This is a genomic window from Vibrio tapetis subsp. tapetis (genome assembly GCF_900233005.1).
GTDB classification, from domain to species: Bacteria; Pseudomonadota; Gammaproteobacteria; order Enterobacterales; family Vibrionaceae; genus Vibrio; species Vibrio tapetis.
Map to the genome: position 1 here is coordinate 1,753,196 of NZ_LT960612.1, position 26,507 is coordinate 1,779,702.

At 44.2% G+C, this 26,507-nt stretch carries 20 protein-coding genes and 1 pseudogene; 10 read left to right on the forward strand and 11 right to left on the reverse strand.

Annotated features, from left to right (window positions below):
- Positions 1-10: 10 nt before the first annotated feature.
- Together VTAP4600_RS24870 and VTAP4600_RS24875 are read left to right on the forward strand one after the other, a co-directional pair.
- Entirely contained in the window at positions 11-1,015 is a 1,005-nt protein-coding gene (locus VTAP4600_RS24870) for an OmpA family protein (RefSeq protein ID WP_102525356.1), read from the forward strand.
- A 100-nt stretch (positions 1,016-1,115) separates the two neighbouring features.
- The gene (locus VTAP4600_RS24875) at positions 1,116-2,342 is read left to right on the forward strand and encodes a methyl-accepting chemotaxis protein (protein ID WP_102525357.1); all 1,227 of its coding nucleotides are present in this window, start codon (positions 1,116-1,118) and stop codon (positions 2,340-2,342) included.
- Positions 2,343-2,416: 74 nt separating this feature from the next.
- Here the strand turns inward: VTAP4600_RS24875 and modC are convergent, their stop codons facing one another.
- From modC to VTAP4600_RS24895, 4 genes are all read right to left on the reverse strand, one after another.
- Positions 2,417-3,517, reverse strand: coding sequence for a molybdenum ABC transporter ATP-binding protein ModC (gene modC, locus VTAP4600_RS24880; protein ID WP_102525358.1), 1,101 nt, complete (start codon positions 3,515-3,517; stop codon positions 2,417-2,419).
- Complete coding sequence (gene modB / locus VTAP4600_RS24885; RefSeq protein WP_102525543.1) at positions 3,510-4,208, reverse strand: molybdate ABC transporter permease subunit; 699 nt, start codon at positions 4,206-4,208, stop codon at positions 3,510-3,512. Before modB ends, modC begins: the two co-directional genes overlap by 8 nt.
- Positions 4,209-4,308: 100 nt before the next feature.
- Positions 4,309-5,103, reverse strand: a complete 795-nt coding sequence (gene modA / locus VTAP4600_RS24890; protein WP_102525359.1) for a molybdate ABC transporter substrate-binding protein — start codon at positions 5,101-5,103, stop codon at positions 4,309-4,311.
- Positions 5,096-6,562, reverse strand: coding sequence for a cobyric acid synthase (locus tag VTAP4600_RS24895; RefSeq protein WP_102525360.1), 1,467 nt, complete (start codon positions 6,560-6,562; stop codon positions 5,096-5,098). Before VTAP4600_RS24895 ends, modA begins: the two co-directional genes overlap by 8 nt.
- A gap of 163 nt (positions 6,563-6,725) precedes the next feature.
- Here VTAP4600_RS24895 and VTAP4600_RS24900 point away from each other — a divergent pair, with 163 nt between their 5' ends.
- From VTAP4600_RS24900 to ltrA, 3 genes and pseudogenes are all read left to right on the forward strand, one after another.
- Positions 6,726-7,097 carry a YgiW/YdeI family stress tolerance OB fold protein gene (locus tag VTAP4600_RS24900; RefSeq protein ID WP_102525361.1) on the forward strand — a complete coding sequence of 124 codons (372 nt, stop codon included), beginning with the start codon at positions 6,726-6,728 and terminating at the stop codon, positions 7,095-7,097.
- Between the two features lie 109 nt (positions 7,098-7,206).
- On the forward strand, positions 7,207-7,743 hold the full coding sequence (locus tag VTAP4600_RS24905; RefSeq protein ID WP_102525362.1) for a hypothetical protein: 537 nt from the start codon (positions 7,207-7,209) through the stop codon (positions 7,741-7,743).
- Between the two features lie 793 nt (positions 7,744-8,536).
- Positions 8,537-9,821: pseudogene (ltrA, locus tag VTAP4600_RS24910) on the forward strand (group II intron reverse transcriptase/maturase).
- Between the two features lie 107 nt (positions 9,822-9,928).
- Here ltrA and VTAP4600_RS24920 read toward each other — a convergent pair.
- From VTAP4600_RS24920 to nrdD, 4 genes are all read right to left on the reverse strand, one after another.
- Positions 9,929-10,588, reverse strand: a complete 660-nt coding sequence (locus tag VTAP4600_RS24920) for an ATP-dependent zinc protease family protein (RefSeq protein WP_102525363.1) — start codon at positions 10,586-10,588, stop codon at positions 9,929-9,931.
- A gap of 12 nt (positions 10,589-10,600) precedes the next feature.
- Entirely contained in the window at positions 10,601-11,785 is a 1,185-nt protein-coding gene (locus tag VTAP4600_RS24925; RefSeq protein ID WP_102525364.1) for an amino acid aminotransferase, read from the reverse strand.
- A 91-nt stretch (positions 11,786-11,876) separates the two neighbouring features.
- Entirely contained in the window at positions 11,877-12,344 is a 468-nt protein-coding gene (gene nrdG / locus VTAP4600_RS24930) for an anaerobic ribonucleoside-triphosphate reductase-activating protein (RefSeq protein ID WP_102525365.1), read from the reverse strand.
- Positions 12,344-14,467 (reverse strand): anaerobic ribonucleoside-triphosphate reductase, encoded by a 2,124-nt coding sequence (gene nrdD / locus VTAP4600_RS24935; RefSeq protein ID WP_102525366.1) that lies wholly within the window; start codon positions 14,465-14,467, stop codon positions 12,344-12,346. Before nrdD ends, nrdG begins: the two co-directional genes overlap by 1 nt.
- A gap of 282 nt (positions 14,468-14,749) precedes the next feature.
- Here nrdD and VTAP4600_RS24940 point away from each other — a divergent pair, with 282 nt between their 5' ends.
- Positions 14,750-15,625 (forward strand): endonuclease/exonuclease/phosphatase family protein, encoded by an 876-nt coding sequence (locus VTAP4600_RS24940; RefSeq protein ID WP_102525367.1) that lies wholly within the window; start codon positions 14,750-14,752, stop codon positions 15,623-15,625.
- Between the two features lie 25 nt (positions 15,626-15,650).
- Here VTAP4600_RS24940 and VTAP4600_RS24945 read toward each other — a convergent pair whose 3' ends face one another.
- The 3 genes from VTAP4600_RS24945 to VTAP4600_RS24960 all read right to left on the reverse strand — a co-directional run bounded on the left by VTAP4600_RS24945 (position 15,651) and on the right by VTAP4600_RS24960 (position 20,494).
- Complete coding sequence (locus VTAP4600_RS24945) at positions 15,651-17,099, reverse strand: FAD-dependent oxidoreductase (protein WP_102525368.1); 1,449 nt, start codon at positions 17,097-17,099, stop codon at positions 15,651-15,653.
- Positions 17,100-17,387: 288 nt separating this feature from the next.
- Positions 17,388-19,820, reverse strand: a complete 2,433-nt coding sequence (locus VTAP4600_RS24955) for an ABC transporter permease (protein ID WP_102525370.1) — start codon at positions 19,818-19,820, stop codon at positions 17,388-17,390.
- The gene (locus tag VTAP4600_RS24960; protein WP_102525371.1) at positions 19,817-20,494 is read right to left on the reverse strand and encodes an ABC transporter ATP-binding protein; all 678 of its coding nucleotides are present in this window, start codon (positions 20,492-20,494) and stop codon (positions 19,817-19,819) included. The genes VTAP4600_RS24955 and VTAP4600_RS24960 overlap by 4 nt, the downstream gene beginning before the upstream one ends.
- Here VTAP4600_RS24960 and VTAP4600_RS24965 point away from each other — a divergent pair.
- From VTAP4600_RS24965 to VTAP4600_RS24980, 4 genes are all read left to right on the forward strand, one after another.
- Positions 20,493-21,128: an arylesterase gene (locus VTAP4600_RS24965; RefSeq protein WP_102525372.1), complete on the forward strand. Its 636-nt coding sequence runs from the start codon at positions 20,493-20,495 to the stop codon at positions 21,126-21,128. The genes VTAP4600_RS24960 and VTAP4600_RS24965 overlap by 2 nt on opposite strands.
- A gap of 154 nt (positions 21,129-21,282) precedes the next feature.
- Positions 21,283-22,482 (forward strand): enoyl-ACP reductase FabV, encoded by a 1,200-nt coding sequence (gene fabV / locus VTAP4600_RS24970; RefSeq protein WP_102525373.1) that lies wholly within the window; start codon positions 21,283-21,285, stop codon positions 22,480-22,482.
- Between the two features lie 297 nt (positions 22,483-22,779).
- Positions 22,780-24,672: a sensor domain-containing phosphodiesterase gene (locus VTAP4600_RS24975; RefSeq protein WP_102525374.1), complete on the forward strand. Its 1,893-nt coding sequence runs from the start codon at positions 22,780-22,782 to the stop codon at positions 24,670-24,672.
- Between the two features lie 107 nt (positions 24,673-24,779).
- Positions 24,780-26,429, forward strand: coding sequence for an ABC-ATPase domain-containing protein (locus VTAP4600_RS24980; RefSeq protein ID WP_102525375.1), 1,650 nt, complete (start codon positions 24,780-24,782; stop codon positions 26,427-26,429).
- The last annotated feature ends 78 nt before the right edge of the window (positions 26,430-26,507 follow it).

Sequence of the window (26,507 nt, forward strand, 5' to 3'; positions counted from 1 at the left end):
GGATACAATTATGAAAAAGCAGTTGATCGCGCTGTCTGTACTGGCGGCAATTCCGTTTACCGTTTCTGCAGAATACTATTTAGGTGCAAAGGTAGGTAGCTCTTCATTGAAAAACAGCTGTAGCGTCTCTGAGCCTTGTGATGATGGCAGTGTTGGTTTCGGTGGGTTCGCCGGTTATAAATTCAGTGACATGTTCTCTTTAGAAGCTGGCTTCGATAAAATTGGCGATTTCGAGTCTAACTTCTCTTCAGGTAAAACGGCAAAAGGGGCATTAACCTCATTAACTATGGGTCCGAAGTTCGGTATTCCAATTAATGAATCTCTAGGCGTATTCTCTAAGTTTGGCCTTGGTTACACGAATTACGACGTCATTGATGATGACTTAAACGTTATGGCCGCATTCGGTTTGGAGTATGGGATCTCACGTGAGTGGAAAACTCGACTCGAATATCAAATTTTGGGCGGAATCGGATCTGGCGATACCGGCGGCCTAGCAGCTCACCTATTTAGCATAGGTTTAAGCTACCACTTCGGTAGCGACGAACCCGTTGCGGCAGCCCAAGCAGCGCCAGTTGAACCCCGTCCTGCCGTCGTAGCAGAAGAGCCAGCGCCAGTCGTTTTAGCCGCCGCTCCAGTCGTTGTAGCGCCTAAAACCATCACCTTTCAATCTAAGAAAGGGGTAGGCCTTTACGAGTCAGGCAGCAATAAGTTAAGTGAAGCGGGTTTACACCAATTTGATGAACTCGTCACGCTTCTTACTACCTACCCGCAGTCTAACGTAACGGTAACCGGTCACACTGACAGCAGTGGTTCAGCTAAGTTTAACCAACAACTTTCTGAAAAGCGCGCTCAAGCAGTCGCTGACTACCTTGTTTCTGAAGGCGTTGACTCATCGCGTATTAAAGTTGAAGGTGAAGGTGAAGCTAGCCCTATCGCTTCCAATAAGACCGCAGCAGGTAAAGAAAAAAACCGCCGTGTTGAAGTGACCATCGAAGAATTTTCTGTAGAAGAATAGGTCACAGCCTTCAAACTATATAACGACTCTTTATAAGGGTCGTTTTTTTTTGATCTATAGTTAATTAATAGCACGTACTCCAACCACATATAGGTAAACAATGAAATCTATTAACTCGCTCTCAATTAAACAAAAAATCATGATTCCAGTCATTTTCATCATCTCTTTGTTTGCAGCTGTGGTTTTTATGGGGATCAGCAACCTCAATGAGCTTAGTGCTGAACAATTGACCAACCCGGGTAAAGCCATCGCCGATGTCACTAGCTCCATGACTGTCGGAGTGATCACGGTGATCGCTATCTCCTGCATTTTTCTATTTCTGATTCTTAATTGGGTAACAACACCAATAAAGGAGCTATGCAATACTGTTGAATCCCTGAATAGTGCGAAACTCGATCTAACTAAACGAATTCCAGAGTCATCAAACGATGAGTTAGGTTCGATTGGGGCTGAAATTAACAAACTGCTTGATTCAATGCAGAGCTCGATGACTCAGGTAATTATTACCTCAAATTCTGTTCGAGCCGAAATGGAAAATATCAAAAGCCTTACTCAAGGCATCGTTATGTATGTCTCTAGTCAACAAGGAAATACTGACCATATATCCAGTTCAGCACTGCAAGTACAGAGTATCAGCGACAACGTCAGTCATAATGCAGTCAGTGCCTCTTCGTATAGTAGTGAAGGCATTAAACAACTCGGGGAAGCGACTTCTTTGCTTAATCAAACCTCATCTTCGTTACAAACCTTGGAGTCGCAAATTGACCAAGCTGGAGGCGTGATTAGCAACCTAGACTCAAACGTTACTAATATCGTGACTATCTTGGGTGTAATCGTTGAAATTGCGGAACAAACTAATTTACTTGCTCTAAATGCTGCGATCGAGGCCGCTCGTGCTGGTGAGCAAGGTCGTGGTTTCGCAGTGGTTGCTGATGAGGTCAGAGCGCTCGCAAGTAAAACACAAGAAAGTACTGACAAGATTCAAAAAATGACTGATGAGCTAAGAAAGGCAACACACGAAGCTGTAACTGCCGTAAACGTAAGTTGTAAAACAAGTGAGGAAACGGTTCAATTGTCTGGCCTAACACTCGATACACTGCAATCCGTTACGCAATCTGTAAACTCAATGGCATCGAGTGCTCAGGAAATTGAATCATCATCAGAACAGCAAACTCAGCTAGCAAGTGATGTAAGTAACCATATGCAAACGGTGCTTGATGGCAGTTATCAGATGATAGAAATGGTCAGTAGCGCAGAAAATGCATGCGAAATGTTAGCAACTCAATGTGAAGAACTGGATGCTTTAATGATCAAGTTTGAAGTTTAGTTTAATGTTTAATGCGTAATCCGGATTCAGTATCAGGTAAGGGGGGGACTCTTACCTGATTCGTTTTCACCAATTCAACTCACTCGAATCATATCTTTTTGTGTCACACTCACGCCTTTAATTTGAGCATAGACCAACTGCCCAACTTCTAGTCCTAGATCGTCTACCGCCCATTGAGTTAAATTCGCACTCAGCACTCTGTTTTGATCCAATCTGAGTTTTACAGAAACGCTTTGTTTGTCCTCGGATAGGCGGTGACTCTCAATCGCACAAATGGTGACGGGGATGATGTTACGTATCGACGTTCGTGTCGGTAACTCACAGCTTATCGATACATCATTGGCTCGTACCTGAACACGTACAGCCTCGCCTATGCGACCCTCGACTTTCTGTACCCAAAGAGCCTTATCTTCCGTTAAACTCAGTTGGGTCAAAGCATAAGTTGGATGCTGAGCATGTATGCTTGCTTCGAATACTGAACTTTGCTCTGAAAAGGATTGCCAAGGACGCATAGCATCCGATCCCCACACCTGTTCCAAAGAGCCGCTGGAATCAATACAGCCGTTAGATAACAGGATCATGTGATCTGCTAAGCGCAGAATTTCGCTGATACTGTGCGTAACATATAAAATGGGGATCTCGACTTCTTTCGCCAATCGCTCTAAATACGGCATTACTTCTCGCTTACGAGGTAAGTCTAGCGACGCCAAAGGCTCGTCCATTAACAACAAATCCGGATTGGACAAAAGCGCCCGACCTATGGCTACACGTTGCTTTTCGCCTCCAGATAGCTCACTTGGCTTTCGCTTAAGTAACCCGTCTATCGATAATAGTGAAGTCACATGAGAAAATAGTTCGAGATCCGTTTTCTTTACGCCATAAAGCAAGTTGCCTTCAACGCTAAAATGCGGAAACAACCTCGCATCTTGAAAAACATACCCAATATTTCGTTTTTCTACCGCCAGATTTATGTTCTGGTTTGAATCAAACACACGATGCCCATTGATATCAATAATCCCGGTATCCGGATTTCTAATACCACAAATACTATTTATTAGTGACGTCTTGCCTGAACCTGAACGGCCAAATATCGCGGTAATACCCTTAGAAGGCAACTGCGTATCAATGTTCAACAACAAGTCTCCTAGTTGCTGCTTAATGGCGATGTTAATCATTGTTGTTCCCTACTCCTATCCACCTATTCATACGAGAAGAGAGCCATTCCGATCCAAATAATGAAAGCAGAGCAACCAGTATCGAGATAACACATAAACGGGCTGCATCCATTTCGGCACCGGGGGTTTCTATAAAGTTATACATTGCCAAAGGTAGTGTTTGAGTTTCTCCGGGAATATTAGAGACAAAGCTAATCGTGGCACCAAACTCACCAAGGCTACGAGCAAAGGCCAACATTACCCCTGTAACAATGCCGGGTAACGTTAAGGGCAGCGTGATCGTAAGAAACACTTTTATAGGGGACGCACCAAGCGTTCTTGCCGCTTGCTCCAATTTTTCATCAACGTTTTCTAGACTCAACCGAATTGCGCGCACCATAAGAGGCAGTGCAACAATGGCCGAAGCTAAAGCCGCTCCTTTCCAGTTAAACGCAAACACCACGCCAAAATGGTCATACAGCCATTCACCAATCATCCCTCGTCTTCCCATCAAAACGAGTAACAGATAGCCGATGACCACAGGAGGTAACACCAAAGGCAAATGAATAACGCTATCTAATAGACTTTTACCAACAAACTGTTTTCTTGCCAACAACCAAGCAAAAAACAGGCCTACCGGCAGCAACCATATAACGGAAGTCATGGCGACTTTTAAGCTCAAAAACAACGCTTGTTGTTCAAATTCAGTCAAGTACACGGTGCTCTATAATCCCTATTAACCCTTAAAACGGCGCTCTGTACGGTGAAGAGCGCATTAACTCGTCCTTTTCGCTCTGCTGATGAGTGGACTCTCAATTTACGGGTACAAACCCATGTTCAACGATCATGCCTTTGCTGCGAGAAGACAACAGAAATTCCACTAAGGATCGCGTTTCAGCTTTATCATTCAGCTGTACCAACGGATACTCGATATCATCATACGACCCTGACGGAAACTCACCCAGCACCATGACACTGTCACTTATTTTTGCGTCCGTTGCGTACACGATACCCAAAGGTGCTTCTTGTCTTGCGACTAACGTGAGTGCAATGCGCACATTATTTGTCGGCGCTAAGCTGTTCTTTACAAAGTCCCATATGCCTTGGTGTTTTAGAGCTTGCTTTGCATACATTCCAGCGGGTACGGCATTGGGATTACCGATCGCAAGGCGACCACCATTTAGCTTATTCTCCCACCACGACGGATGCAGCATCTCATCCACCTCATAAGAAAACTTGGTTGTGTTTTCTGTATTTGGTGCAATTACAACCAATTTATTACGCGCTAAAACGTTTATCGCTGTTTTGTCAATGAGACCTTGGCTAACGAGGTAGTCAGCCCATTTTGTATTTGCCGATATGTACAAATCAGCCGGTGCGCCTTGTTCGATTTGTCTCGCTAGGGATGACGATCCAGCAAAAACCAATTGTACTTCGATACCATGGGTTTGCTCGAACTCAATGGCAATATCGGACAGGACATTCGTCATTGAAGACGCCGCAAGTACCCTAACTTGAGCGGCACTAGAAAAAGACACGAGTGAAAGTATCAAGCCAAGACAGGTAAATTGAAGTCTGCTCAATTGAATAGAGGATCGGCTACGCATAGAGTTCCGGCCACAGTTTGTTTAGGTCTAACGATTCTTCAAGCGCGTCAGCAATTCTATCAATTCCGTCTTCTTTCATTTGTTCAAAGTCTACTTTTTCTAGCTTGCTAACCCCCGCCCATTCCATGATCAATTCCGTGGCGCTCGGGAGTTCAAACACACCGTGTAAGTATGTACCGAAGATCTGATTGCAATCACTGATGGCACCATCTTTGGTCTTCTCTTCACCAAGAGATATTGGTTGTCGCTCATCGACCGTTGTCACACCAGCATGGATTTCGTAGCCCTGTACAGATACCGTCTTCTGATTCAGCGTCAACTGGCCAGCCACTTGCTTTAATTGCTTATCAGACTGCAACGTCGTATTAAGAGCCAAACACCCAAGACCATCACTGGAGCCCGCAGGGCCTTCAATACCCTCAGGATCATTAATGATCGTCCCCAGCATTTGATATCCACCACAGATCCCCATAACTTTACCGCCAAAACGTAAATGACGTTGGATGTCTTTATCCCAACCTTGCTCACGTAAAAACGCCAAATCGGCGCGAACGGATTTAGTTCCAGGAAGAATGATGAGATCTGCGCCCTGAAGCAACTCGCCTTTACGTACATATTCAAAATCTATCGACGGGTTAAGTCTTAAAGGGTCAAAATCCGTATGATTACTAATACGCGTAACCACGGGGACTTTGATTTTAAATAAAGCGTCATCATTTTTAATTTGATCTGCGGTTATGGCATCTTCTGCTTCTAAATTAAGGCCATGTAGGAATGGAATCACACCAATTACGGGCTTACCTGTTCTTTCTTCTAACCAATCAAGCCCTGATTCTAGTAGTTTGATATCACCTCGAAAACGGTTAATGACGAAGCCTTTAACCCTGGCCTGTTCCGTTGGTGACAAAAGATCGAGCGTACCAACCAAATGAGCGAAAACACCACCCCGATCAATATCGGCCACAATAATGACTGGAACGTCCGCTTTTTCTGCAAAGCCCATGTTCGCAATATCATGCGCTCTTAAATTAATTTCAGCCGGGCTGCCTGCCCCTTCAATCATAACAGACTGGAAATTGGATTTAAGGCGACCAAATGAATCCATCACACTATCCATCGCGACTTTTTTATAATCATGGTAGCTCGTCGCTTCCATATTACTTAACGCTCTGCCCTGAATAATAACCTGAGCGCCCGTGTCTGAATTTGGCTTTAGCAGTATAGGATTCATATGAACTGTGGGTTCCACATTACACGCTTGGGCTTGAACGGCTTGAGCACGCCCTATTTCTCCACCATCTGATGTTACCGCACTATTCAATGCCATATTCTGAGGCTTAAAAGGGGCAACCTTTATCCCTTTTCTGGCCAACACTCGGCACAATCCTGCCACTAAGACACTTTTCCCGGCATCCGACGTCGTTCCTTGCACCATCAGTGCTTCAAATGGAGTATACATAGGTAATTCATTTACTTCTTATTTCTAGATGATGCGTAATAGTATCCTCATACCACGATAACCCCAACCGTTAATGAACCAAAAATGAATGCTCTACTCAGTAATCATTCAATTAACTCGGTGTTTAATAGACCTAACTTAAACAAACAACGAGAACAACAACATGAAAACACTTTGCTACTCAATCGCTGCTGCACTTATCATCGCCCCTACTTTCGCGCTAGCGAAAGATGACCACCATCAAAAGGGTAATTTCCACTACACGGGCCCAGTTGAAACAACCTCGGTTAGCGCACTTTTAAAAGACACAAGCATGTTCACCGAGCAAGAAGTGGTCATCGATGGCCACATCGTACGCCAAATCAGTAAAGATACTTTCGTCTTTAGCGATGGTGAAGCAGAAATACAAGTTGAGTTAGATGACGACATAAACTTGACTGAACCACTCACGGCCGAGTCAAAAGTTCGACTATTTGGCGAATATGAAGGGGGAAACACTCCGGAAATTGAAGTTGATCACATATCAATATTGTAAATATCCGTTAAACTCCGTTCTTTGATAGTAAATGGTCTGCTTTTTGCAGGCTATTTACTATGTATGTATCTTTGGCGGTCTGCCAAGACATTGAATGGATGGAAATATTATGTTTGGACGTGCCCAAGCTGTGGCGTTACTAGGACTTGCAGCACTTAGCCCTTTTGCGGCTAACGCTAACAATTTTAACTATACTTCACTGGAAGTTAGGATTGGTGCGAACCCAAGCACATACGGTGCTGAAGGTAAAATGGCATTCACGGAAAACACCTACTTTATTGGACGCTTTGATTCTAATTTCGAAAGTGATTACGATTTAGCTGGTGGTATTGGCTTTAATGGCCCTGCAACGCAATTCGCTGATATCTACGGCCACATTTTGCTACACAACATTAAAGATTCAAGCGATAAGTTCGTCGGCAGTGATTTTATTCCTGAATTAGCATTTGGTATGCGTGCATGGGTTATTGACCGTATTGAAGCAAATTTCATGATTGGACAGTTAGTGTACTCAGATGGTTCTGAAACCATCTACAGCATTGGTGGTCGCTTCCATTCAACCGATCAGCTTTCTATTGGTGCTAACCTTGCCGATCACGGTGTTTATGGACCACAGCTTCTGCTTGGCGCAAGGTTTATGTTCTAACAATTATCGAATTGTGTATATAAAAAGACCACTGATATATCAGTGGTCTTTTTTTGTTTGCCCAGCGAAGCTGGCAAACCCATTAGGCTGAAAGAAGCCTAAATCACCCTGATTGAGGGGAAGATAATCCGAATCGCAAGGGCGTTGCTGGCCAACGGCAGGGTTTGAAGGAAGCGATAGGAAGTTAACAGTACACAACGAAAGTGAACCTGATTCGGCAATTTAGGTGGGTAAGCGTGCAAAATAGCGTGAAGCCCGATACTCAATCAGACCTAGATTGTGCTTGAGGGTGGCATTGTTAACAGGGAGCCAGTGCAGTAACTGGGGAAGCCTGACACCACATCCGAGCAAACGTCGGAAGCATAAACTCAAGGCGAGAGCCAAGATCTATGTTGGTGCGAGGTGGCAGATGAATCCGTAGTAGTGAGTAAAGCTCGGCCGGTGAAGCCCAGTAATGGTGTGGAGGATAAAACTGAGCTGACCATCAGTAACACGTCTGATGGGACAACATTTTGCCAAAAGCAATCTGGTGTTGCGAAGGGATGAAGTACATTTTAAGTCTGTGATGAGCAGATGTTTTTTTTTCAGTGGTATACAAGTTGATTAGCTATCGAGGTATTCCGTCTCGGTCTTTGTGAAAGCAAAGCACTGAAGCGAGAAACCGTACAAGGGAGTAACTCTGACTCACTCTAGTAAATTGCCATTGAGCTAGAAGGCTAGAGAGTGGAGTGAAATACACCAACACTGTGAGAGAGCATTTGTCCCCACACGGCACACAATCTAAAGGAAAAAGTTGAGAGTTTACTACAGTTTATATGGTCACTTGCTCCACAAAGAGCGACTCTATAAAGGATCTAAAAAAGTGTGGAAAGCGAAAGGCGCGGCCGGAATAGATAGGCAGAGCCTAAGCGACTACGCCCAAAATCTGAGTGATAACCTAGATCAACTTCTTCTGGAACTCAAAACCAAGCGATACACCCCTCAACCCGTCAGACGGGTAGAAATACCGAAAGATGATGGTGGGGTGCGATTACTTGGGATCCCAACAGTACGGGATAGAGTTGTCCAACAAGCTCTAAATGATCTATTAACCCCAATCTTCGAAGAGCAGTTTCACCCATCCAGCTTTGGGTATAGACCGAATCGAAGTTGTCACGATGCTATAAACAAAGCGACGATGTTCATCCGTCGATACGGAATGCAACACGTCGTAGATATGGACTTATCGAAGTGCTTCGATAAGCTCGACCACGAGCTTATTCTAAAAAGCATTAAGAAACGAGTCACAGACAGTAGCGTACTGGAGCTCATCAAACAGTTCCTGAAAAGTGGCGTAATGGTTGATGGAGAGTGGCAGCATACCGAGATAGGTAGTCCGCAAGGTGGAGTAATAAGCCCACTGATAGCGAACATCTATCTGGATGCGTTTGATCAAGAGATGCGAAAGCGAGGACATCGAATAGTCCGTTATGCCGACGACATACTGATCTTCTGTCGCAGCCGTAAAGGTGCAGAAAATGCGCAAGTACAGGCAACGAAGGTCCTGGAAAAACAGCTCAAGTTAACGGTGAACGAAACCAAATCACACATAGCGCACAGCGGCGAAGGTGTGAAATTCCTTGGAATAGAAATCGGTAGCCATTATAGCCGTATTCAGCCAAAGAAAATGTCGACGTTCAAAGGAAAGTTGAAGCGAGTGACAAGACGCAATGGCGGTAAGCCATTGTTAGAAGTCATTAAACAACTGAATCCACTTCTGAGAGGGTTCAGCCAGTACTTTCGAATAGCGAATGCCAACAGGGAGTTTAAGAAACTGGCCGCGTGGTTAAGGCGAAGACTTCGCAGCGTCCAATTACGATTATGGAAAAAAACCGACCCGACTCCACCGCAGGCTAAGACAGCTAGGTTACGAAGGGTCATTCAGGTATATCTGTATGGATAGTTGGAGAAATGCTGCGAGTCCATTAGCCAGTTACTCGATGCCAAATCAATGGTTTAACGACCTTGGATTAGTGAATCTTGAACACGTTAGGACAGGATATGTGTTCAGCCATTATGCTGAATGGAAATGTGCATGAGCCGTATACGAGGTCCGTACGTACGGTTCTGTGAGAGGGATGAGGCGGAGACGCCTCACCCTACTCGATGTTTCTAACGTTTGCGCATTTTTAACAAACTTTGGCTTCTATTTCACTTTTGGTTGTACGTATTCTTTTGACACATCGACAACTGCAACGTCGTTGAAGAAACTTCTGCCTAGCAGTACCGGATGATCCAAATGTGAGCGATCCGTTAACGTAAATGGTGTTTTTTCCTTCAGTTCACCAATTTGAACCCAACCTAATACCACCGGACGGCGATCAAACTCTTCGCTGCTTGCTTGCTTAATACGTACCCAGCGCTCGACAGGAACTTCAAGCACCTCACTTAACGTATCGTCATGGCCAATTTTAAATTTGACCCAATCTTTGCCATCGCGTTCAAAGGCTTCTAAATCGACCGCGCTAATCGATGAGGTGGTTGCTCCAGTATCAACTCGCGATTTAAAGCTCTTATCTAAGCCAGGGAAATAGACCCACTCGCGTTCACCTAAAATTAGTTTGCCATCGGCAGTCGTTAATAAAGCGGGTTTTGGTTTAACGACTGGTTTAGGTTTTTCTACTTCGGGAGTGGGTTTTACTTCCGGCTCATCCACTTCTACTTTTGATTCAGGTGCCACTTCGGGCTCAGCCACTTCTACTTGCGATTCTGGTTTTTTGTTATCTGTCGTCGTGGTATTTGTATTAGCACATGCGACTAGGCTTCCTGCCATCAACGCCACTAACAGTTTTTGTTTTGGTGTCATTTGCTGTCTCCGTTATTGGGCTACGGTATGAATTGCATTTGCCACGTATGGAATGTCCTTTTCAGACAAACCTGCGATGTTAATTCGGCCATCACCTACGCCATAAATGCCGTATTCCTCGCGTAATCTTGTCATTTGGTCACTGCTAAAGCCTAGCACAGTAAACATACCCTTATGGGATTTGATGAAATCAAAATATTGATTATTGTGAGTATTATTAAACTCTTGGCAAAGATGACTACGTAGAGTAACAAGGCGCTGTTGCATTTGAGACAACTCCTGCTTCCAAATAGACGTTAACTCATCACTTTGCAGTACCGTTTTAACCAACGCTGCACCGTGATCGGGCGGCATAGTGTATGTCGCTCTCGCTAACTGCAACAATTTGCCTTTCGCGTTTGTCGCTTCTTGGTTATTTTTTCCAATCACGATGGCTGCACCAGTGCGCTCACGATACAAACCAAAGTTTTTGGAACAAGAGGTTGTAATCAGCATCTCTTCAACGCTGTTAGCCATGTGACGTAAGCCTTGAGCGTCTTGTTCTAAACCATCGCCAAAACCTTGATACGCGATATCAACAAATGGAATAAAGCCCTGCTTTAACGAAAGCTCAGTAACCGTCTTCCAAGTGGCAAAGTCAATATCAGCACCCGTAGGGTTATGGCAGCAACCATGAAGCAAGACCACATCTTTCGGCCCTGCCGTAGAGATATCCTCCAACATGCCTTGAAGATCGACTTGTTTGGTCTCAGGGCTAAAATAGCGATAATGACGAACTTTGAGTCCCGCCGCCTCCATTACAGGGCGATGGTTTACATAACTTGGGTTACTTAACCAAACCGTGGTACCGGGCTGCGCGACGTTCATTAGATCCCCTAACATACGCAGCGCCCCACTGGCTCCTGGTGTTTGTATCGCCGCCACGCGAGACATGGCAGAGGTGCCTGAAAGTAGAAGATCAACCATAGACTGATTGAACTCTTCGCAACCGGCTAGGCCAACATAAGCTTTGGTTTTTTGAGTCTGAATAACTCGTTGATTGGCCAGCGCCACCGCTTCCATTATCGGTGTTTCACCTTGGTTATTACGGTATACGCCAATGCCAAGATCCACTTTTTCGTTACGTGGATCATTGCGATATGCCACAGACAAGGACAAGATTGGATCTTGCTGTGGTGCAGGAAGATGAGAAAGCATGAAAGTCACAACCCTTTGAAATTCAATAATGAAGTTCAAATTAACACTGTCGTTGCAAAATTCGAAGGGATTTTTATCTGTTCTACGACTTTTAGAGCTTAAACGTGTGGATTACTTGATTCGAGCTTCCTCGCCAGTCTAGGCTAGGGTCTGCGAGATCACGTTCAAATTTTCCATCCACCAGCGTATCGATAAGGTCAACGATTTGTTTCTGTACTTGATCTAACTCAGAAAGTAGATACCCAGTCCATAGCCAGATGTCTTTACCTACGCACTCTCGGCGAACACGCTTTACCAATTTCAAGATGCCAGTGACATTATCTGGATGCAAAGGATCGCCACCAGAAAGCGATAAACCACGTTTGGGGATTCGAGTATCGTTGAGATCGGCGATGATTTGATCTTCTAACTGTTGTGTAAACTCATGGCCTGAACAAACAGACCATGACGCTTTATTATAGCATCCTCGGCATTGGTGAACGCAGCCCGAAACAAACAGCGTGCTGCGTGTTCCCGGCCCGTTAACAACATCAATAGGATGATATGTAAGATAATTCATTAAAGGTGTTTCACTCGACGAATCACTTCTTCTTGTTTACCAAAGTTAAATGGGCGCGCGTCGGGGCTGCCTAAGTAGCCACAAACTCGTCGAGTTACTGAAACTTTCGTTGAGTCATGGTTACCACATTTCGGACAAGTAAAACCTTTGCTTGTACACTCGAATTCACCGTTATAACCACACTCGTAGCATTCATCTATTGGCGTATTCGTTCCGTAATAAGGAACGTGAGCGTAGCTGTAATCCCACACATTTTCTAACGCTTCGATGTTGCGCTGCATGTTTGGAAACTCACCGTAGCAAATGAAGCCACCGGTTGAAATTTCAGGATACGGTTTTTCGAAATCAATTTTATCGTATGGGTTCACTTTCTTTTGTACATCAAGATGGAAACTGTTTGTGTAGTAACCTTTGTCGGTCACACCTTCAATCACACCAAATTCTTTTGCATCAACACGGCAGAAGCGGCTGCACAAGTTTTCGCTTGGTGTGCCATATAAACTGAAGCCGTAGCCCGTTTCTTCAGTCCATGCATCAATGTTCTTCTTAAGATACGTAACTATGTCTAACCCTTTTTGGCGCAAAGCTCCGTCGTCGTATACGTGTTTCTCTTTGCCATAAAGCGCGGTAACCATTTCGTGAATACCAATGTAACCCAATGAAATTGATGCTCGACCGTTTTTAAAAATTTCCGCGACCGAGTCTTCAGCGTTCAAACGAACACCACACGCACCTTCCATATAAAGAATCGGCGCGACACGAGCTTTAACGTTTTCTAGGCGAGAAATTCTGGTTTCTAGCGCACGACGAGCAATGATCAGTTTTTCATCGAGCAGTGCATAAAACGCCTTCTCATCGCCTTTCGCTTGAATCGCAATACGCGGTAAGTTCAAACTCACGACACCGAGGTTGTTACGACCTTCATGAATTAGCTCACCATTTTCTTCGTAAGTACCCAGGAAACTACGACAGCCCATTGGAGTTTTAAATGAACCTGTAATCTCTACAACCTTGTCATAGTTCAAGATGTCAGGATACATACGCTTAGACGCACACTCTAACGCTAACTGCTTAATGTCGTAGCTAGGATCACTTTTACGATGATTTAGGCCATCTTTAATAGCGAACACCAATTTAGGGAAAACCGCCGTTTTACGATTTTTCCCCAAACCTGCGATACGGTTTTTCAAAATAGATTGTTGAATAAGACGCGAGCCCCAACTGGTCCCTAATCCAAAACCAAACGTGACAAATGGTGTTTGACCATTCGCGGTATGAAGGGTATTTACCTCATACTCTAGGGATTGGAATGCGTCGTAGCATTCTTTCTCTGTACGAGACATAGCAAACGCTTCAGGATCGTGAATATCCCACTCACGCGCCACTTTAAGATGCTTTTCGTAACTGGTTAAAACGTAAGGCTCTAACACTTCATCAATACGGTTGATGGTAGTACCACCGTATATATGGCTGGCAACTTGCGCGATGATCTGCGCCGTAACGGCGGTCGCCGTAGAAATTGACTTAGGCGTATCAATTTCTGCATTACCCATTTTAAACCCATGAGTCAGCATGCCTTTTAGGTCGATAAGCATACAGTTAAACATTGGAAAGAACGGTGCGTAGTCGAGATCATGATAGTGAATATCGCCGTTATCATGAGCTTGAACAATGTCACGTGGCAAAATGTGAGTTTTTGCATAATGTTTAGCCACGATCCCTGCGAGTAGATCTCGTTGAGTAGGGATTACCTTTCCGTCTTTATTCGCGTTTTCGTTAAGTAGATCGGCATTACTTTGTTCAATCAAGCCTTGAATTTCTTGGTTTAGTGCGCTTTTCTTCTCGCGAGCCATATCGCGGTCATGACGGTACTCAATATACGAACGAGCAAGTGCTTTGTAGTCACCTTGCATCAGTTCATTTTCTACCATGGTTTGGATTTCTTGAATGTCGACTTGCTTGCAATCACGAACCTTGTCCTGAACCGCAATAGCAACCTGAGCCGCGTATTCGGCTACCGTACTATCTACGTGTTCCGCAGCGCTTTCTACAGCGGCAACAATACGCGCTCTTTCGAACGGAGCTTGAGAACCATCCCTTTTGATTACAACAGTATTGACCATTTTTTCCTCACCCTCAGTAGTAAAGGTTTTCACCCTATATTGTGTACATATAACGAACAGGCACTATATGTTGTGGCGTATTAAACCAAAAACACACTAGAATTGGTATTGATGTAGATCAATAAATACCGAGGAGCGATTAAGATCAAGTCGATCTTAGTGGGGTTGATCCCACATTTGGATGACACAATGAAAACCCGAATTTTATTCAAGATTTTGTGTTCTTATGTGGGTATGCTTGCGCATAATCTGGGGATAAGAATGTGACTAAAGAGAGAATTGATGCGCCTACTACTTCTGATAATACTTGCCACGATGTCGACGCCCCTTATCGCGTCTCCGCTCACGTTTACTACATGGAACATTGAGTGGTTATCCACACAGCCAAACTCGAAGTTCAAAGCGAGCATAAGAAGCGAACAAGATTATCAATTATTGGCACATTATTTCGAACAAATATCACCGAATATATTGGCATTTCAAGAAGTGAATGATATTGCGGCGCTAGAAAAAATAATGGGTGACGAACACTACAATATCATTTTTTCAGAGCGCGCTATCAACCCCAAAAGACAGTTCGATGGGATTAATCAATTTACCGGTTTCGCGATTGATAAACGGCTTACCTTTAAGAATCAAACAGATTTAGATCTACTGCCATCTTCAACCAGTAAGCTTCGTTTAGCGACTTACGTTATTGTACAAACCGAAAACGATAAACCCTTGCACCTACTCTCTCTTCATTTGAAAGCAGGATGCAATGGTGCTAAGAAAAATTCTCACGCATGTACCATCATTAACAAACAAGCTAAAAACCTAAACGCTTGGCTTAATGAAAGAGTCTCCAAGGATGAGTCATTTATTATAGGCGGTGATTTTAATCATGACTTGTCTTATCCGAATGATTGGCTTTGGCAAGTGCTCTCTAAAGGAGTGAGCGATAACATAAAACTGGTGACTGACACAACAAAGGCCAACTGCGTTGTTAAATCAAAAAGGAGTCGCACTCAAACTCATCAGTATCGCCATCTTATCGACCATATCATTGTTAGTGCCGACCTTAAACCACGCGATACGATGCAAACGGTTTACAGCAAACAGCACGTGCTAACAGGACAACTCAGTGATCATTGTCCTATCAGCGCGCGTATTCATTAACCCGATGGATACGGCATGTGGGTGATTAGTTGGTTTTTGGGATCTGGGCAAGTGCTACGGGATAACCTCTAAGCCGAGCTAAGTCCTCTGCTTTTTTCTCAACTTGTTTCGCAGCCAAGCTAAGCGTTATTTTGTATTCCATTGGCAACACGTCTTGCTTGATAATCAATCCATTGTTTACCATATGGTCAACAATTTTGTTCGAGGCATCCAACGCTGAAGAGCCTTTCACCACTTCCATCCTCGCATAGCTCTCACCAGAAAACGAAACATCTGCCGCCCTTAGCGTGACATTGTCACCTGGTATCTGCTGGGCACCAAATAAGGGCTTGCCTTCACCAAGTGCTTGTGCAAAGTCAGGAATGAACTGTGCCATGTGCTCTATCGCGTTGTTGGTTCTTAATTCAAACTCAGCCGTTGTCCATCCCTGCTTAACCTTCCTATGGAGAAGACTCGGAAGCTCGGGTTGAGAACTGTGAGTCGAAGAGGAGACCAAACCATCACGGAACAAAGTAATATCTTCCGTCATACCATGTAATTGAAAGGTACCGTTTGGGTAAGGTGTGAGTTGCGCCATCCCTTGAGGTGTCCCTCTAGGACCATGGAAAATGACTTCAGGCCACTCTTGATTGCACTCAGCCCATTGCGTTACGTACGCCGCTTTAAACTCCACCAGCCGCTGTCTCGGAGCTTGAGCCCAATCGTCAACCACACCCGTTTCAAAGCCACACGCGTTGATCAAGTAGTCGAAGTGGCTTTCAGCTTGCTGCCCATTCGCTTGAGAAAACTTAATGCGCCACTCGGCGCCGATTTTTTCAATCTCATTGACGGCCGTGTTGAGGTGAAGTTGACAATTACTGAGTTGCTCAAGTGCAAGGTTCGCACTGGCCGACAACCTAAAAACACTCCATCCATATTCCTGTACCGCCACAACCGGATACTTAAGCTTCTCAAGGTTGGCATGTTGAGAAAAAGGGATCATCCAGTCATCAAAAGACTCGGGGTTAGCCGGTTGTATCTTTTTCTGCAGCGCTAACAATTGCTCTTTAGTGTATAGGCGATAATAATTGCTCGGATCCCCAAGAACTTCATTACTGTCATCCTGATCGACCAAAGTTTGATAAGACGCCTTAACCACTTTTAAGCGAGGTATTATTGCGTCGGCTTCACCAGGATCACTTTTAGGTACCGCTATAACCGTCGGTCGAATGTTCAGCGTGTGCTTAAACAGCTTTACCGTATCTATCGATTGTCGCAGTAATGTAAGACACTGTTGTTCAGAGATCTCGCGATACAAATTACCGCCCGCATGCAAATGGCAAATTGGCGGGCCACTCACCAAACTCGTGTTTCGTTCGAATACCGTTACATTAAGGCCCATCTCGGCCAATGTAAGTGCGGCTGTTGCGCCAGAAATACCACCGCCAACAACCGCGATTTCTATTGGTTTTATTTGATCACTTACCGTAGTCATAATTGCTCTAATCAATTTTGATGCTCAAGCATTTTACTGTCTTATTTGTCTGATTAAAATCGCATTTTTATTGTGTCTTTAATATTTATAATTTTCACAAAATAATATCAAAAAACACTTGACGCATTGCTGAAAAAACCAATTTTTTACTGCGTGTGAATAACCCAATTGCCATAACATCCGCCCTATCGGGCTTGTAAGCCTGTCCAGCGTTTTTTTGAAAAAAGTTATCCAAATATTTATCCACCGTTTTTGTGGATAACTCGCAAAAGATATTCACAATAGAGCTTACGCATCTTTGTTCACAGGGATTAATAGACGTTTAATCAGTGTGTTAAGTACGATTGCTAATGTTAAAAAGGAAAGCATAGGTAGGGATAACCACAACCAAGGATGCAATCCTGTAGAGAGTTCAAACCCCCAATGCATGATACTCGCGACACTGGCCTCAGAACCAATACTTGCGACGATGCCGGCAATCAAGGCAATAGCCCCATACTCAAACCAGATGGTCCGAGTGATCCGTGCTTTAGATGCCCCCAAAGTACGATAAAGACGAAACTCTTGTTGCCTTTGACTTAAACTAAGTCGTAATAAAGTAAAAATGAGCATCACGCCAGCGGCGACTCCGAGTGCAGCCAATACGGTTACCGCCCATACAATTTGTTCTAGCAGAGTTTGAATTTTGCTACCGATGCTCCTGACGTCCAGCAAACTTACAGTAGGATACTGCCTAGCAAGATCATTGAGAAATTGACTCTCTTGCTCGACTCTAAAACTGACTAGATTAGTCGCAGGAATGTTCTCTAGTGCATCTGGAGTAAAAATAAAGTAGAAATTAGGCTTCATTTCACGCCATTCAACCAGTCGAATCGTATTCACAACTGCCTTGACCACTTGGCTATTAATGGTGAATGTCAGCTCATCACCAACAGAGATATCAAGCGCACTAGCAACTTCAGACTCAACAGAAACGCCATTTTGGGCGGTCCATTGACCTTCTAGCACTTCGTTATAGTCAGGCAAGCTTTCTCCCCATGTGAAGTTCAATTCACGACTCAGTGCATCGGTGTTTTCTTCTTCGGAATCCGCTTCCACATTATCTTCTGCAGGCTGACCATTGATTTCCGTCAACCGGCCCCTAACAATGGGATAAGCCTCAGAGCGATTCAAACCTTGCGCATCAATGGCTGCTAGATACTGCTCAGATTCGTAGGGTGCAATATTGAGCGCAAAAACGTTAGGCGCATCCGCTGGTAACGCGTTTTGCCAATCCTGAAGAAGATCTGTGCGTACTAACCAAATAATCGCTAGCAACATCAAGGATAAAGATAGAGCGCCAAGTTGAACTCCAGTTGCAACTTTATCGCGGCTTATGCGGCTCATCGCTAATTTCATAGAGGTCGTCAGCGGGAATCGGTGCACGAGTTTCAAAACAACAAGGCTAGCTCCGGACAATAAGAAAAATGCGACGACAACTCCAACAAAGACAAGCCACACGAATATATTGTCGCCATAGCCCCAAAGCAAAGGAATGACTGGAACGATTAACAAACCTAACCACTTTTTATCAAGCGAAGTGTTGTTGTTTTGCATCACGCTCATCGCTGGTGTGTGTAATAAATTGATGAGCGGTAATCCAAGAGCTGGCACCGCGACGACAAGACAACTGCCTAATGCCACTAAATATGGTGCGAGACCATAACTGGGTAGCGGTTCAGGTAATAAATCGGTCAAAGGAAGCCTAAGTAGCACTTCTAACCCACTGCCTAACGCCAGTCCTGCAATAGCGCCAATGCTAAAAAGAAGCCCTACCTGAATAATAAGCCACTTTCTGATCCATCGACGACTAGCACCTAAGCTTTTAAGCATAGCGACGGTTTTGCGTCTACTGGCTACATAGTGCTGGCTGGTGAGCACCAAGGTTGTCGCGGCCATTAAGATCACAATGGCAACCGTTAGTGAAAGGTATTGCTTTGTTCGATTAAAGATATCCGATGTCCGGCTTTGATTGTCCTCGGACATCCAACGATCACTCGCGGTTAACGGCGTGTTTTCTTGTAGGTCATCTAACCCTGCTTTGTCACCTTGCAGGAACAAACGATACTGAACACGGCTACCGAGTTGAATCGCCCCAGTTTTATCTATATCCGAGCGATGAATAAACGCGGTCGGCATTTGTTGAAAAGGATTAAAAGCAAGACCAGGTTGCTGTTTGATGGCTCCGGTAACCGTAAAATCGGCATCGCCAATAGTGACCACGTCACCTTCGCGAGCATTAAGTTGTTCAATAATTCTTGGCTCAAGCCAAAGTTCACCTGGTTGCACCCGAGTCGCCAGCGTATTTTGGCTTTCTAGCTCCATTTCACCTTGTAACGGGTACAGACCATCTACCGCTTTAACCGTAATGAGCTGCATACCTTCGTCGCTAAATGCCATTGTGGTAAAACGCGTCATTTCAGTTGACGTAAATCCCTGGTTTTCAACTTGAGTTAATAACGGTTCTGACAATGTGTTCGCTGACACAAACACCCTATCCGCCGTTAGTGCATCTTTTCCTTGCTTAACAATGACCTGTTCAAGCCTATCTGCCAATGCTGAAAGCGCAAAAATACTGCCGACGATCAATGTCAATGCCGCAACGATCGGCCACAATTGCCCGAGTCGGATTTCTTTAACGCTCCACATGAACAAGGGTTTGATACCGGAGTTTGGTCTCATTTCGCTTCCTCCAAAACACCGTTATTCATATGCAGCACTCGATCACAACGCTGAGCTAAGTCATTATCATGCGTGACTAAAATCAGTGTTGTGCCATGCTGTTGGTTCAATTCAAAAAGACGTTCTATGACATTGGCAGCGGTATGCTGATCAAGATTCCCGGTAGGTTCATCTGCAAACAGTATTTCGGGGTTGATCATAAAAGCCCGAGCTAACGCAACGCGTTGCTGTTCTCCACCAGAGAGCTGGGTAGGTAAATGATCCATCCTCTCTCGAAGGCCAACCGAGCTCAGTAGCTGTTCTGCTCTAACAGTATCTTCGCTTTCACCACTTAATAGGCAAGGTAGGGTCACGTTCTCTAAAGCCGTTAATGTTGGAATAAGTAGAAAGCTCTGAAAAACAAACCCTATGGATTTACTTCTCAGCGCAGCTCTCTCTTCGTCATCCAACCCCATTAAAGGTTGACCTAATAGAGAGATTTCACCTTCACTTGGTAGGTCTAAACCTGCTAATAACGTCATTAAAGTCGACTTACCCGCCCCAGACACACCGACGATGGCAACACTCTCACCCTTTTTAACATCCAAATTTACGCCTTCAAGGATTGTTAAACGATCCTGATTAGTCGTAACATGTTTAGCGATTGATTTGGCTTTAATAACGGACGTGCTCATGATTCGATTCCTTTCGGTACTGACTTTTTGTTTTTTTATATTCATTAATGTATCAACTGCGCAAGCAACTACCAATGAAAATACGATACTAGTATTGGGCGACAGCCTCAGTGCAGGGTATCAAATGAAACCTCAACAGGCGTGGCCTCATCTATTATCGCAGCAGTTAGATGAACAAAACCTTAACACCAGAATAATAAACGCTTCTGTTTCCGGTGACACAACGGGTAATGGCCTCGCAAGAATAACCACACTACTTGAATTACATAAACCTAACTGGGTGATCATTGAACTTGGTGCCAACGATGGCCTTCGCGGCTTCCCACCAGCACGCATTCAAAACAACCTCGCTTCTCTTATCACGAAAAGCCAAGACGGTGGCGCTGAGGTCATTCTTATGCAAATACGAATTCCACCTAATTACGGCAAGCGATATAACCAATTATTCAATAACCTTTATCCGACACTGGCCGAACAATTTGAGGTGCCTCTGATTCCATTCTTTCTCGAACATGTCATTACAAAACCTGAATGGATGATGAGCGATGGCCTACACCCTAAAGCGGAGGCTCAGCCATGGATAGCTAACTACATCGGTGAACAAATTTTACCATTCATAAAAACAGCAAGTTAACTGTTCTAGCTCAAGGCATCAAAATATTTCAGCGTATATGCTTGGGTAACGTTATGTACCGATTAAATAGATACGATCTTCGGCTTTTTTTGGATCACTGTTAATTTCATATTAACCAAAAAGCGAAATCGTATTGGCGAAAGGACTGAGTTTTATGCTTATTGAGCCCGTAATTAAAGGAGTGGTCGCCCGCTCTGCACATCCATTTGGCTGCCATGCTGCAATTAAACAACAAATCGAATTCGTAAAACAAGCCAAGCCTATTACAACACGCCCCAAGCGCGTTCTTATTATTGGCGCGTCGTCGGGGTTTGGGTTGGCATCCCGCATAGCGCTTACGTTTGGCGGCGCAAACGCCGATACAATTGGCGTATCATCTGAAAAAGGGCCATCCGAAAAAGGAACCGGTTCTGCGGGTTGGTATAACAACATATTTTTCAAACAGGAAGCCGAAAAAGCAGGCCACACCGCCATTAACATTGTTGGGGACGCCTTTGCTGCGGACACCCGAACTCGCGTTATTGAAGCCATTGAAACGTACTTTGAAGGTGAAGTTGATTTAGTCATATACAGCCTTGCAGCAGGGTTTCGCCCTAAGCCAGATAGTGAAGACTTTTGGCAATCCACCATCAAGCCTGTTGATAAAGACGTGTCTGGTGCGACGGTCCTACTAGATACCGATACTTGGGTTGAATCCCATATATCTCCAGCATCTCAACAAGAATTAGATGCAACGATTAAGGTGATGGGAGGCGAAGATTGGGAAAGCTGGATCGACACTCTTATCAATGAAGAATCCATCGCACATGGCTGCAAAACGGTGGCTTTTTCTTACATCGGTTCCGAAAAGACCCACGCTATCTACTTAGACGGTACACTAGGCCAAGCCAAAATTGACTTACACCAAACAAGCCATGCGTTGAATCTTAAACTCGCCCAGTTTGGTGGTGGTGCCTATGCCAGTGTCTGTAAAGCACTAGTGACGAAGGCTAGCGTATTTATTCCCGCTTTTACACCCTATATCCTTGCTCTCTTCAAAGTAATGAAAGAAAAAGGAACACACGAAGGTTGTATAGAGCAAATGCAACGTTTATTTCGTGACAAACTGTATTCCGACGGCCGAACGCCTGTTGATGCAGAGCGCCTAATTCGCATTGATGAGCTAGAACTTGATGCAGATACGCAGCATAAAGTTAAAGTACTAATGGACGACATGAACGCGAATAATTTCGCTCAAATTGGCGACTATCAGGGCTATAAAGATGATTTCATGGCCCTTAACGGTTTTGGGCTTGAAGGTGTCAACTATACAACCCCCGTGCCGTTTGAGGTACTCAAAGAGCTACAACCTTAATTTTTAGCCCAGATACTGTGCAGTTTTTACACACTTTTGCTGTGCACAGTATCAAAGTTGCAACATTTCTCTATTCCTCGCAATTTAATTGAACTTAGCGTTGTTGTTCTGTCCATCCGAGTCTTATACTTAAGAAATCATTGAAACTGGTAATGGGTTTCGATTTGTTTAGAGCGGTTTGATGTTCAGAGTAAATTCTTCAAACCCTTCATTATAAACACCTCAGCAATGGTAAATGTTCGAACCCATGCGCTCTTCAGGGACGAAGAGTCATACCGATCAAAGGAACAATAATGCATGCCAAAAGTAGTAACAAGCACCATCGAAGTACCTCAATATATGCTGAATGGATGGCAAAATATTGTCGATCTAATTGCAACACTTTCAAATGTTCCCTCTGCCTTGATTATGCGAATTCATGCTGAAAGCATAGAGGTTTTAGTTGGTAATCAATCGCCCGAATCCCCCTACAAAAGTGGCAATAGCGAAACTTTAGGTAACGGCTTATATTGTGAATCCGTCATCGAAAGTAACGCGCCTCTTTGCGTGCCAAATGCCTTAAAAGATCCAAACTGGAACAATAATCCTGACATCAAACTGGGCATGATTGCCTACTATGGGATTCCAATTAATTGGCCAAATGGCGATTGCTTTGGCACGATTTGCATGCTCGACAGACAAGAAAACCACTTCGAGTCGACATTTCGTGAGTTACTTGAATCTTTCCGCATATCGATTGAATCTCAACTCGCTCTTTTGTATCAGCATGCTATTTTGCATCGCTCAAATAAAGACTTAAAACTTCGGGTAAAAAGCCGAACTGAAGACCTTGCTAACCTTAATTTCTCCTTATGTGCAGAAATTGAAAAGCGAAAAGAAGCCGAGCAAAAAGTCGCCTATCAAAAAACGCATGATTCGGGAACCGGGTTCATCAACCGTAATGCCCTGATACAAGAAACTGCTCCAATATTTGAGCGCATTCAACATCACCATTCATCTCTGGTTTTTGTTCATGTTGGTTTTACAAACGGACGACGGCTTCAAAACAAATTTGGTTACGATGTCTTTGACAATGTACTGCGTGAATATCGCAATAGAGTCGGCCCTATAAAAGCAAGACAGTCGATCACAGCACGTACATCCACGATTGACTTGGTGATAGCCCTAGAGCTAGACCCTAATGAAACAGACATCGAGCAAGTATGCAAAAAATTGGTTGATATCAGCCATTCAGATTTTTTTGTTGGCGATGAACCGCTGCACTTACATGCGTTTGTTGGTGTGGCTACCTCCTCAGATAGCACTAACCCTGACGAAATGCTCAAACACGCAGGGGAAGCCATGATCGCTTGCCGCGACACGGGTAAAAAATACGCTTTCTATGCCAACACCAATGCGACTTCGCCCTCTACCAATCAACTCGAGAGCTACTTATTAGAAGCGGTGAGAAGTAACGATTTAATGCTCTACTTTCAACCCAAAGTTTCGCCTAAGAGTGGTAAGTGGCTTGGTGCTGAAGCATTATTGCGTTGGAATCACCCGGTTTTGGGGCAAGTTTCTAACGATTCGTTGATACAGCTGGCTGAACAAAACGGATTGATTTTTGAAGTTGGCAATTATGTGTTGCGAACGGCAATCGAAAGAGCCAGCGAATGGACCCAATACGTCAAAAATTTCAAAATAGCGGTGAATGTATCAGCCATGCAATTACGCGACGTACATTTTGTTGAGCAGGTCGAACACCTACTTGAAACATACCACTTGCCCCCACGCTATCTGGAAATCGAAGTCACAGAGTCTAGCTTAATTGCTGACGAGTTCTTGGCTGGAAATACCTTACATGCGTTGCATCAGCTGGGAATCACCCTATCTTTGGACGATTTTGGTACGGGGTATTCGTCCTTTAGCTATCTTAAAAAGTACCCATTTGATTGCATTAAAATCGACAAAAGCTTCATCATTCAGATCACTCGGAGCTCGCAAGACAGAGAGATCGTTCGCTCGATCATTAATGTCGCCAAAAAGCTTCACCTAAAAGTCGTAATGGAAGGCATTGAAACTGCTGAACAGGAACAATTCATCCTAGATGAAGGTTGTGATTACGGGCAAGGTTACTTGTACGGCAAGCCAATGAATTGCCAAGTTTTCGAACAAAGCTTAATTTCTAGAAACTATAACGGTTCCACATAGCTGAAATCGCCTGTTATTAATGAATTAGAGTAACTATATTTTGCTTATAGGGCGCGGGTTTTCTATAATCTTCGCCCAACTTCCTATCTAAGTAAAAGTAGTGCCCTATGGATCTATTGATCGCAACTCTCAAAAAATTGGAAAAACAGAATTATCGCGCCTATCAACAAATCAAAGGAAGTTATGATTTTGGCGATTTTGATCTTCACATAGATACTACTCAAGCCGACCCTTATGCCCCAGCCTCTCGTCTTAGAGCCACTCGTGCATGGTCTTTAACTGGGTTAGATTGGCTAAAAGACACATCCCCTGCTTATCAAATTGCCGCTAGAGACTTTATTGCTCGCGCTTTTTGTCATTTTGCGAATCAAGAAAACAGTGTGTTCATGTCGTTAAGTGGCCAAACAGTGTTGGATCAGACCTGCGTGCTATTCACGGAGCATGGTATTGAACTTCGTTTTCGTGTCGACTTACCGGCAGATGGTCGCACCATATTGGGCAAACGTGCCATCAACGTACTGTCGTTCCATTTACCTAAGTTCATCCGCAAAGCCACGATAGAACGCGAGCTTGATATTGCTGCACTAAAGAAACACTGTGAAGCCATTGAAGATCAAGTCGCACTTCGTGCCCAATTAGACGAACATAACTTAGTTTCTTTTATTGGAGACGGCAGTATTTTACCGCGTTTTGCTGGTAACAGTGACCTACCGATGAAAGAAGCCGTCGCGTTTCAGTCTCCGGACTCTTTGGCTGTTGGATTAACGACTCCCAACTCAGGCACTGTTCGTGGCTTAGGCATTCCAAAAGGCATCACTCTAATTGTTGGTGGTGGCTTCCACGGTAAATCGACATTATTGAATGCAATTGAACGCTCTATTTACAACCATATTCCAGGTGATGGCCGCGAACTTATTGTCAGTAATGTAAGTGCGATGAAGATCCGTGCTGAAGACGGTCGTTGTGTTCACAATCTTAATCTATCAAATTACATCAACCACCTTCCACAAGGTCGCGATACTGAAGATTTTTCTACACAAGATGCGTCTGGCTCAACATCACAAGCCGCTTGGTTACAAGAATCTCTAGAGGCTGGCGCTAACAGCCTTCTCATTGATGAAGATACGTCTGCGACGAACTTTATGATCCGTGATGAGCGTATGCAAGCGTTGGTGTCTAAAGGTGATGAACCTATTACGCCATTAGTTGATCGAATTGGTCAATTACGTGATGAACTGAGTATCTCGACCGTGATTGTTATGGGAGGGTCTGGTGACTATTTAGACGTTGCCGATACTGTGATTCAAATGCATGATTATCAAGCGGTAGACGTCACTGAAAAAGCAAAACAAGTCATTGCTCAACATCCTTCGCAACGCCTGCAAGAAGCAAGCGAAACACTGAATACCTTCGCTCCGCGTCAGTTTAATCCTGGTTGTTTGCAAGCCATATTAGCTGATGGTAAGTTCCGCGTGAATGCGAAAGGCAAAGATGGATTACGCTTTGGTAAAGAGCAAGTCGATATATCTGTTTTGGAACAGCTTGAATCGGCAAACGAGATCAACGCAATTGGTTGGGTTTGGTTCCAGATGGCACAAATGACAGGCTGGCTAAACGAACCAGCACAAGACGTTGCTGCTCTTTTAGACTCTGATCAGTGGTACGTAAACATGCCAAACCATGGCGATATTGCTAAACCAAGAACGCTGGATGTTATGGCAGCACTTAACCGTATGCGTAAAGCGCAATTTAAGTAATCTATCCAATTTCTGGATAACATTTATTACGCGCAACATCGAGTAGGGTGAGGCGTCTCCGCCTCATCCCTCTCACAG

Excerpts from the sequence above, each read along its gene's own strand:
- VTAP4600_RS24870 (WP_102525356.1), top strand. The coding sequence starts at position 11 with ATGAAAAAGCAGTTGATCGCGCTGTCTGTACTGGCGGCAATTCCGTTT.
- VTAP4600_RS24925 (WP_102525364.1), bottom strand. The coding sequence starts at position 11,785 with ATGCTTTCTCATCTTCCTGCACCACAGCAAGATCCAATCTTGTCCTTG.
- VTAP4600_RS24905 (WP_102525362.1), top strand. The coding sequence starts at position 7,207 with ATGTTTGGACGTGCCCAAGCTGTGGCGTTACTAGGACTTGCAGCACTT.
- fabV (WP_102525373.1), top strand. The coding sequence starts at position 21,283 with ATGCTTATTGAGCCCGTAATTAAAGGAGTGGTCGCCCGCTCTGCACAT.
- nrdD (WP_102525366.1), bottom strand. The coding sequence starts at position 14,467 with ATGGTCAATACTGTTGTAATCAAAAGGGATGGTTCTCAAGCTCCGTTC.
- VTAP4600_RS24875 (WP_102525357.1), top strand. The coding sequence starts at position 1,116 with ATGAAATCTATTAACTCGCTCTCAATTAAACAAAAAATCATGATTCCA.
- nrdG (WP_102525365.1), bottom strand. The coding sequence starts at position 12,344 with ATGAATTATCTTACATATCATCCTATTGATGTTGTTAACGGGCCGGGA.
- modC (WP_102525358.1), bottom strand. The coding sequence starts at position 3,517 with ATGATTAACATCGCCATTAAGCAGCAACTAGGAGACTTGTTGTTGAAC.
- VTAP4600_RS24960 (WP_102525371.1), bottom strand. The coding sequence starts at position 20,494 with ATGAGCACGTCCGTTATTAAAGCCAAATCAATCGCTAAACATGTTACG.
- VTAP4600_RS24945 (WP_102525368.1), bottom strand. The coding sequence starts at position 17,099 with ATGACTACGGTAAGTGATCAAATAAAACCAATAGAAATCGCGGTTGTT.
- VTAP4600_RS24900 (WP_102525361.1), top strand. The coding sequence starts at position 6,726 with ATGAAAACACTTTGCTACTCAATCGCTGCTGCACTTATCATCGCCCCT.
- VTAP4600_RS24940 (WP_102525367.1), top strand. The coding sequence starts at position 14,750 with ATGCGCCTACTACTTCTGATAATACTTGCCACGATGTCGACGCCCCTT.
- modA (WP_102525359.1), bottom strand. The coding sequence starts at position 5,103 with ATGCGTAGCCGATCCTCTATTCAATTGAGCAGACTTCAATTTACCTGT.
- VTAP4600_RS24895 (WP_102525360.1), bottom strand. The coding sequence starts at position 6,562 with ATGTATACTCCATTTGAAGCACTGATGGTGCAAGGAACGACGTCGGAT.
- VTAP4600_RS24980 (WP_102525375.1), top strand. The coding sequence starts at position 24,780 with ATGGATCTATTGATCGCAACTCTCAAAAAATTGGAAAAACAGAATTAT.
- VTAP4600_RS24955 (WP_102525370.1), bottom strand. The coding sequence starts at position 19,820 with ATGAGACCAAACTCCGGTATCAAACCCTTGTTCATGTGGAGCGTTAAA.
- VTAP4600_RS24965 (WP_102525372.1), top strand. The coding sequence starts at position 20,493 with ATGATTCGATTCCTTTCGGTACTGACTTTTTGTTTTTTTATATTCATT.
- VTAP4600_RS24920 (WP_102525363.1), bottom strand. The coding sequence starts at position 10,588 with ATGACACCAAAACAAAAACTGTTAGTGGCGTTGATGGCAGGAAGCCTA.
- VTAP4600_RS24975 (WP_102525374.1), top strand. The coding sequence starts at position 22,780 with ATGCCAAAAGTAGTAACAAGCACCATCGAAGTACCTCAATATATGCTG.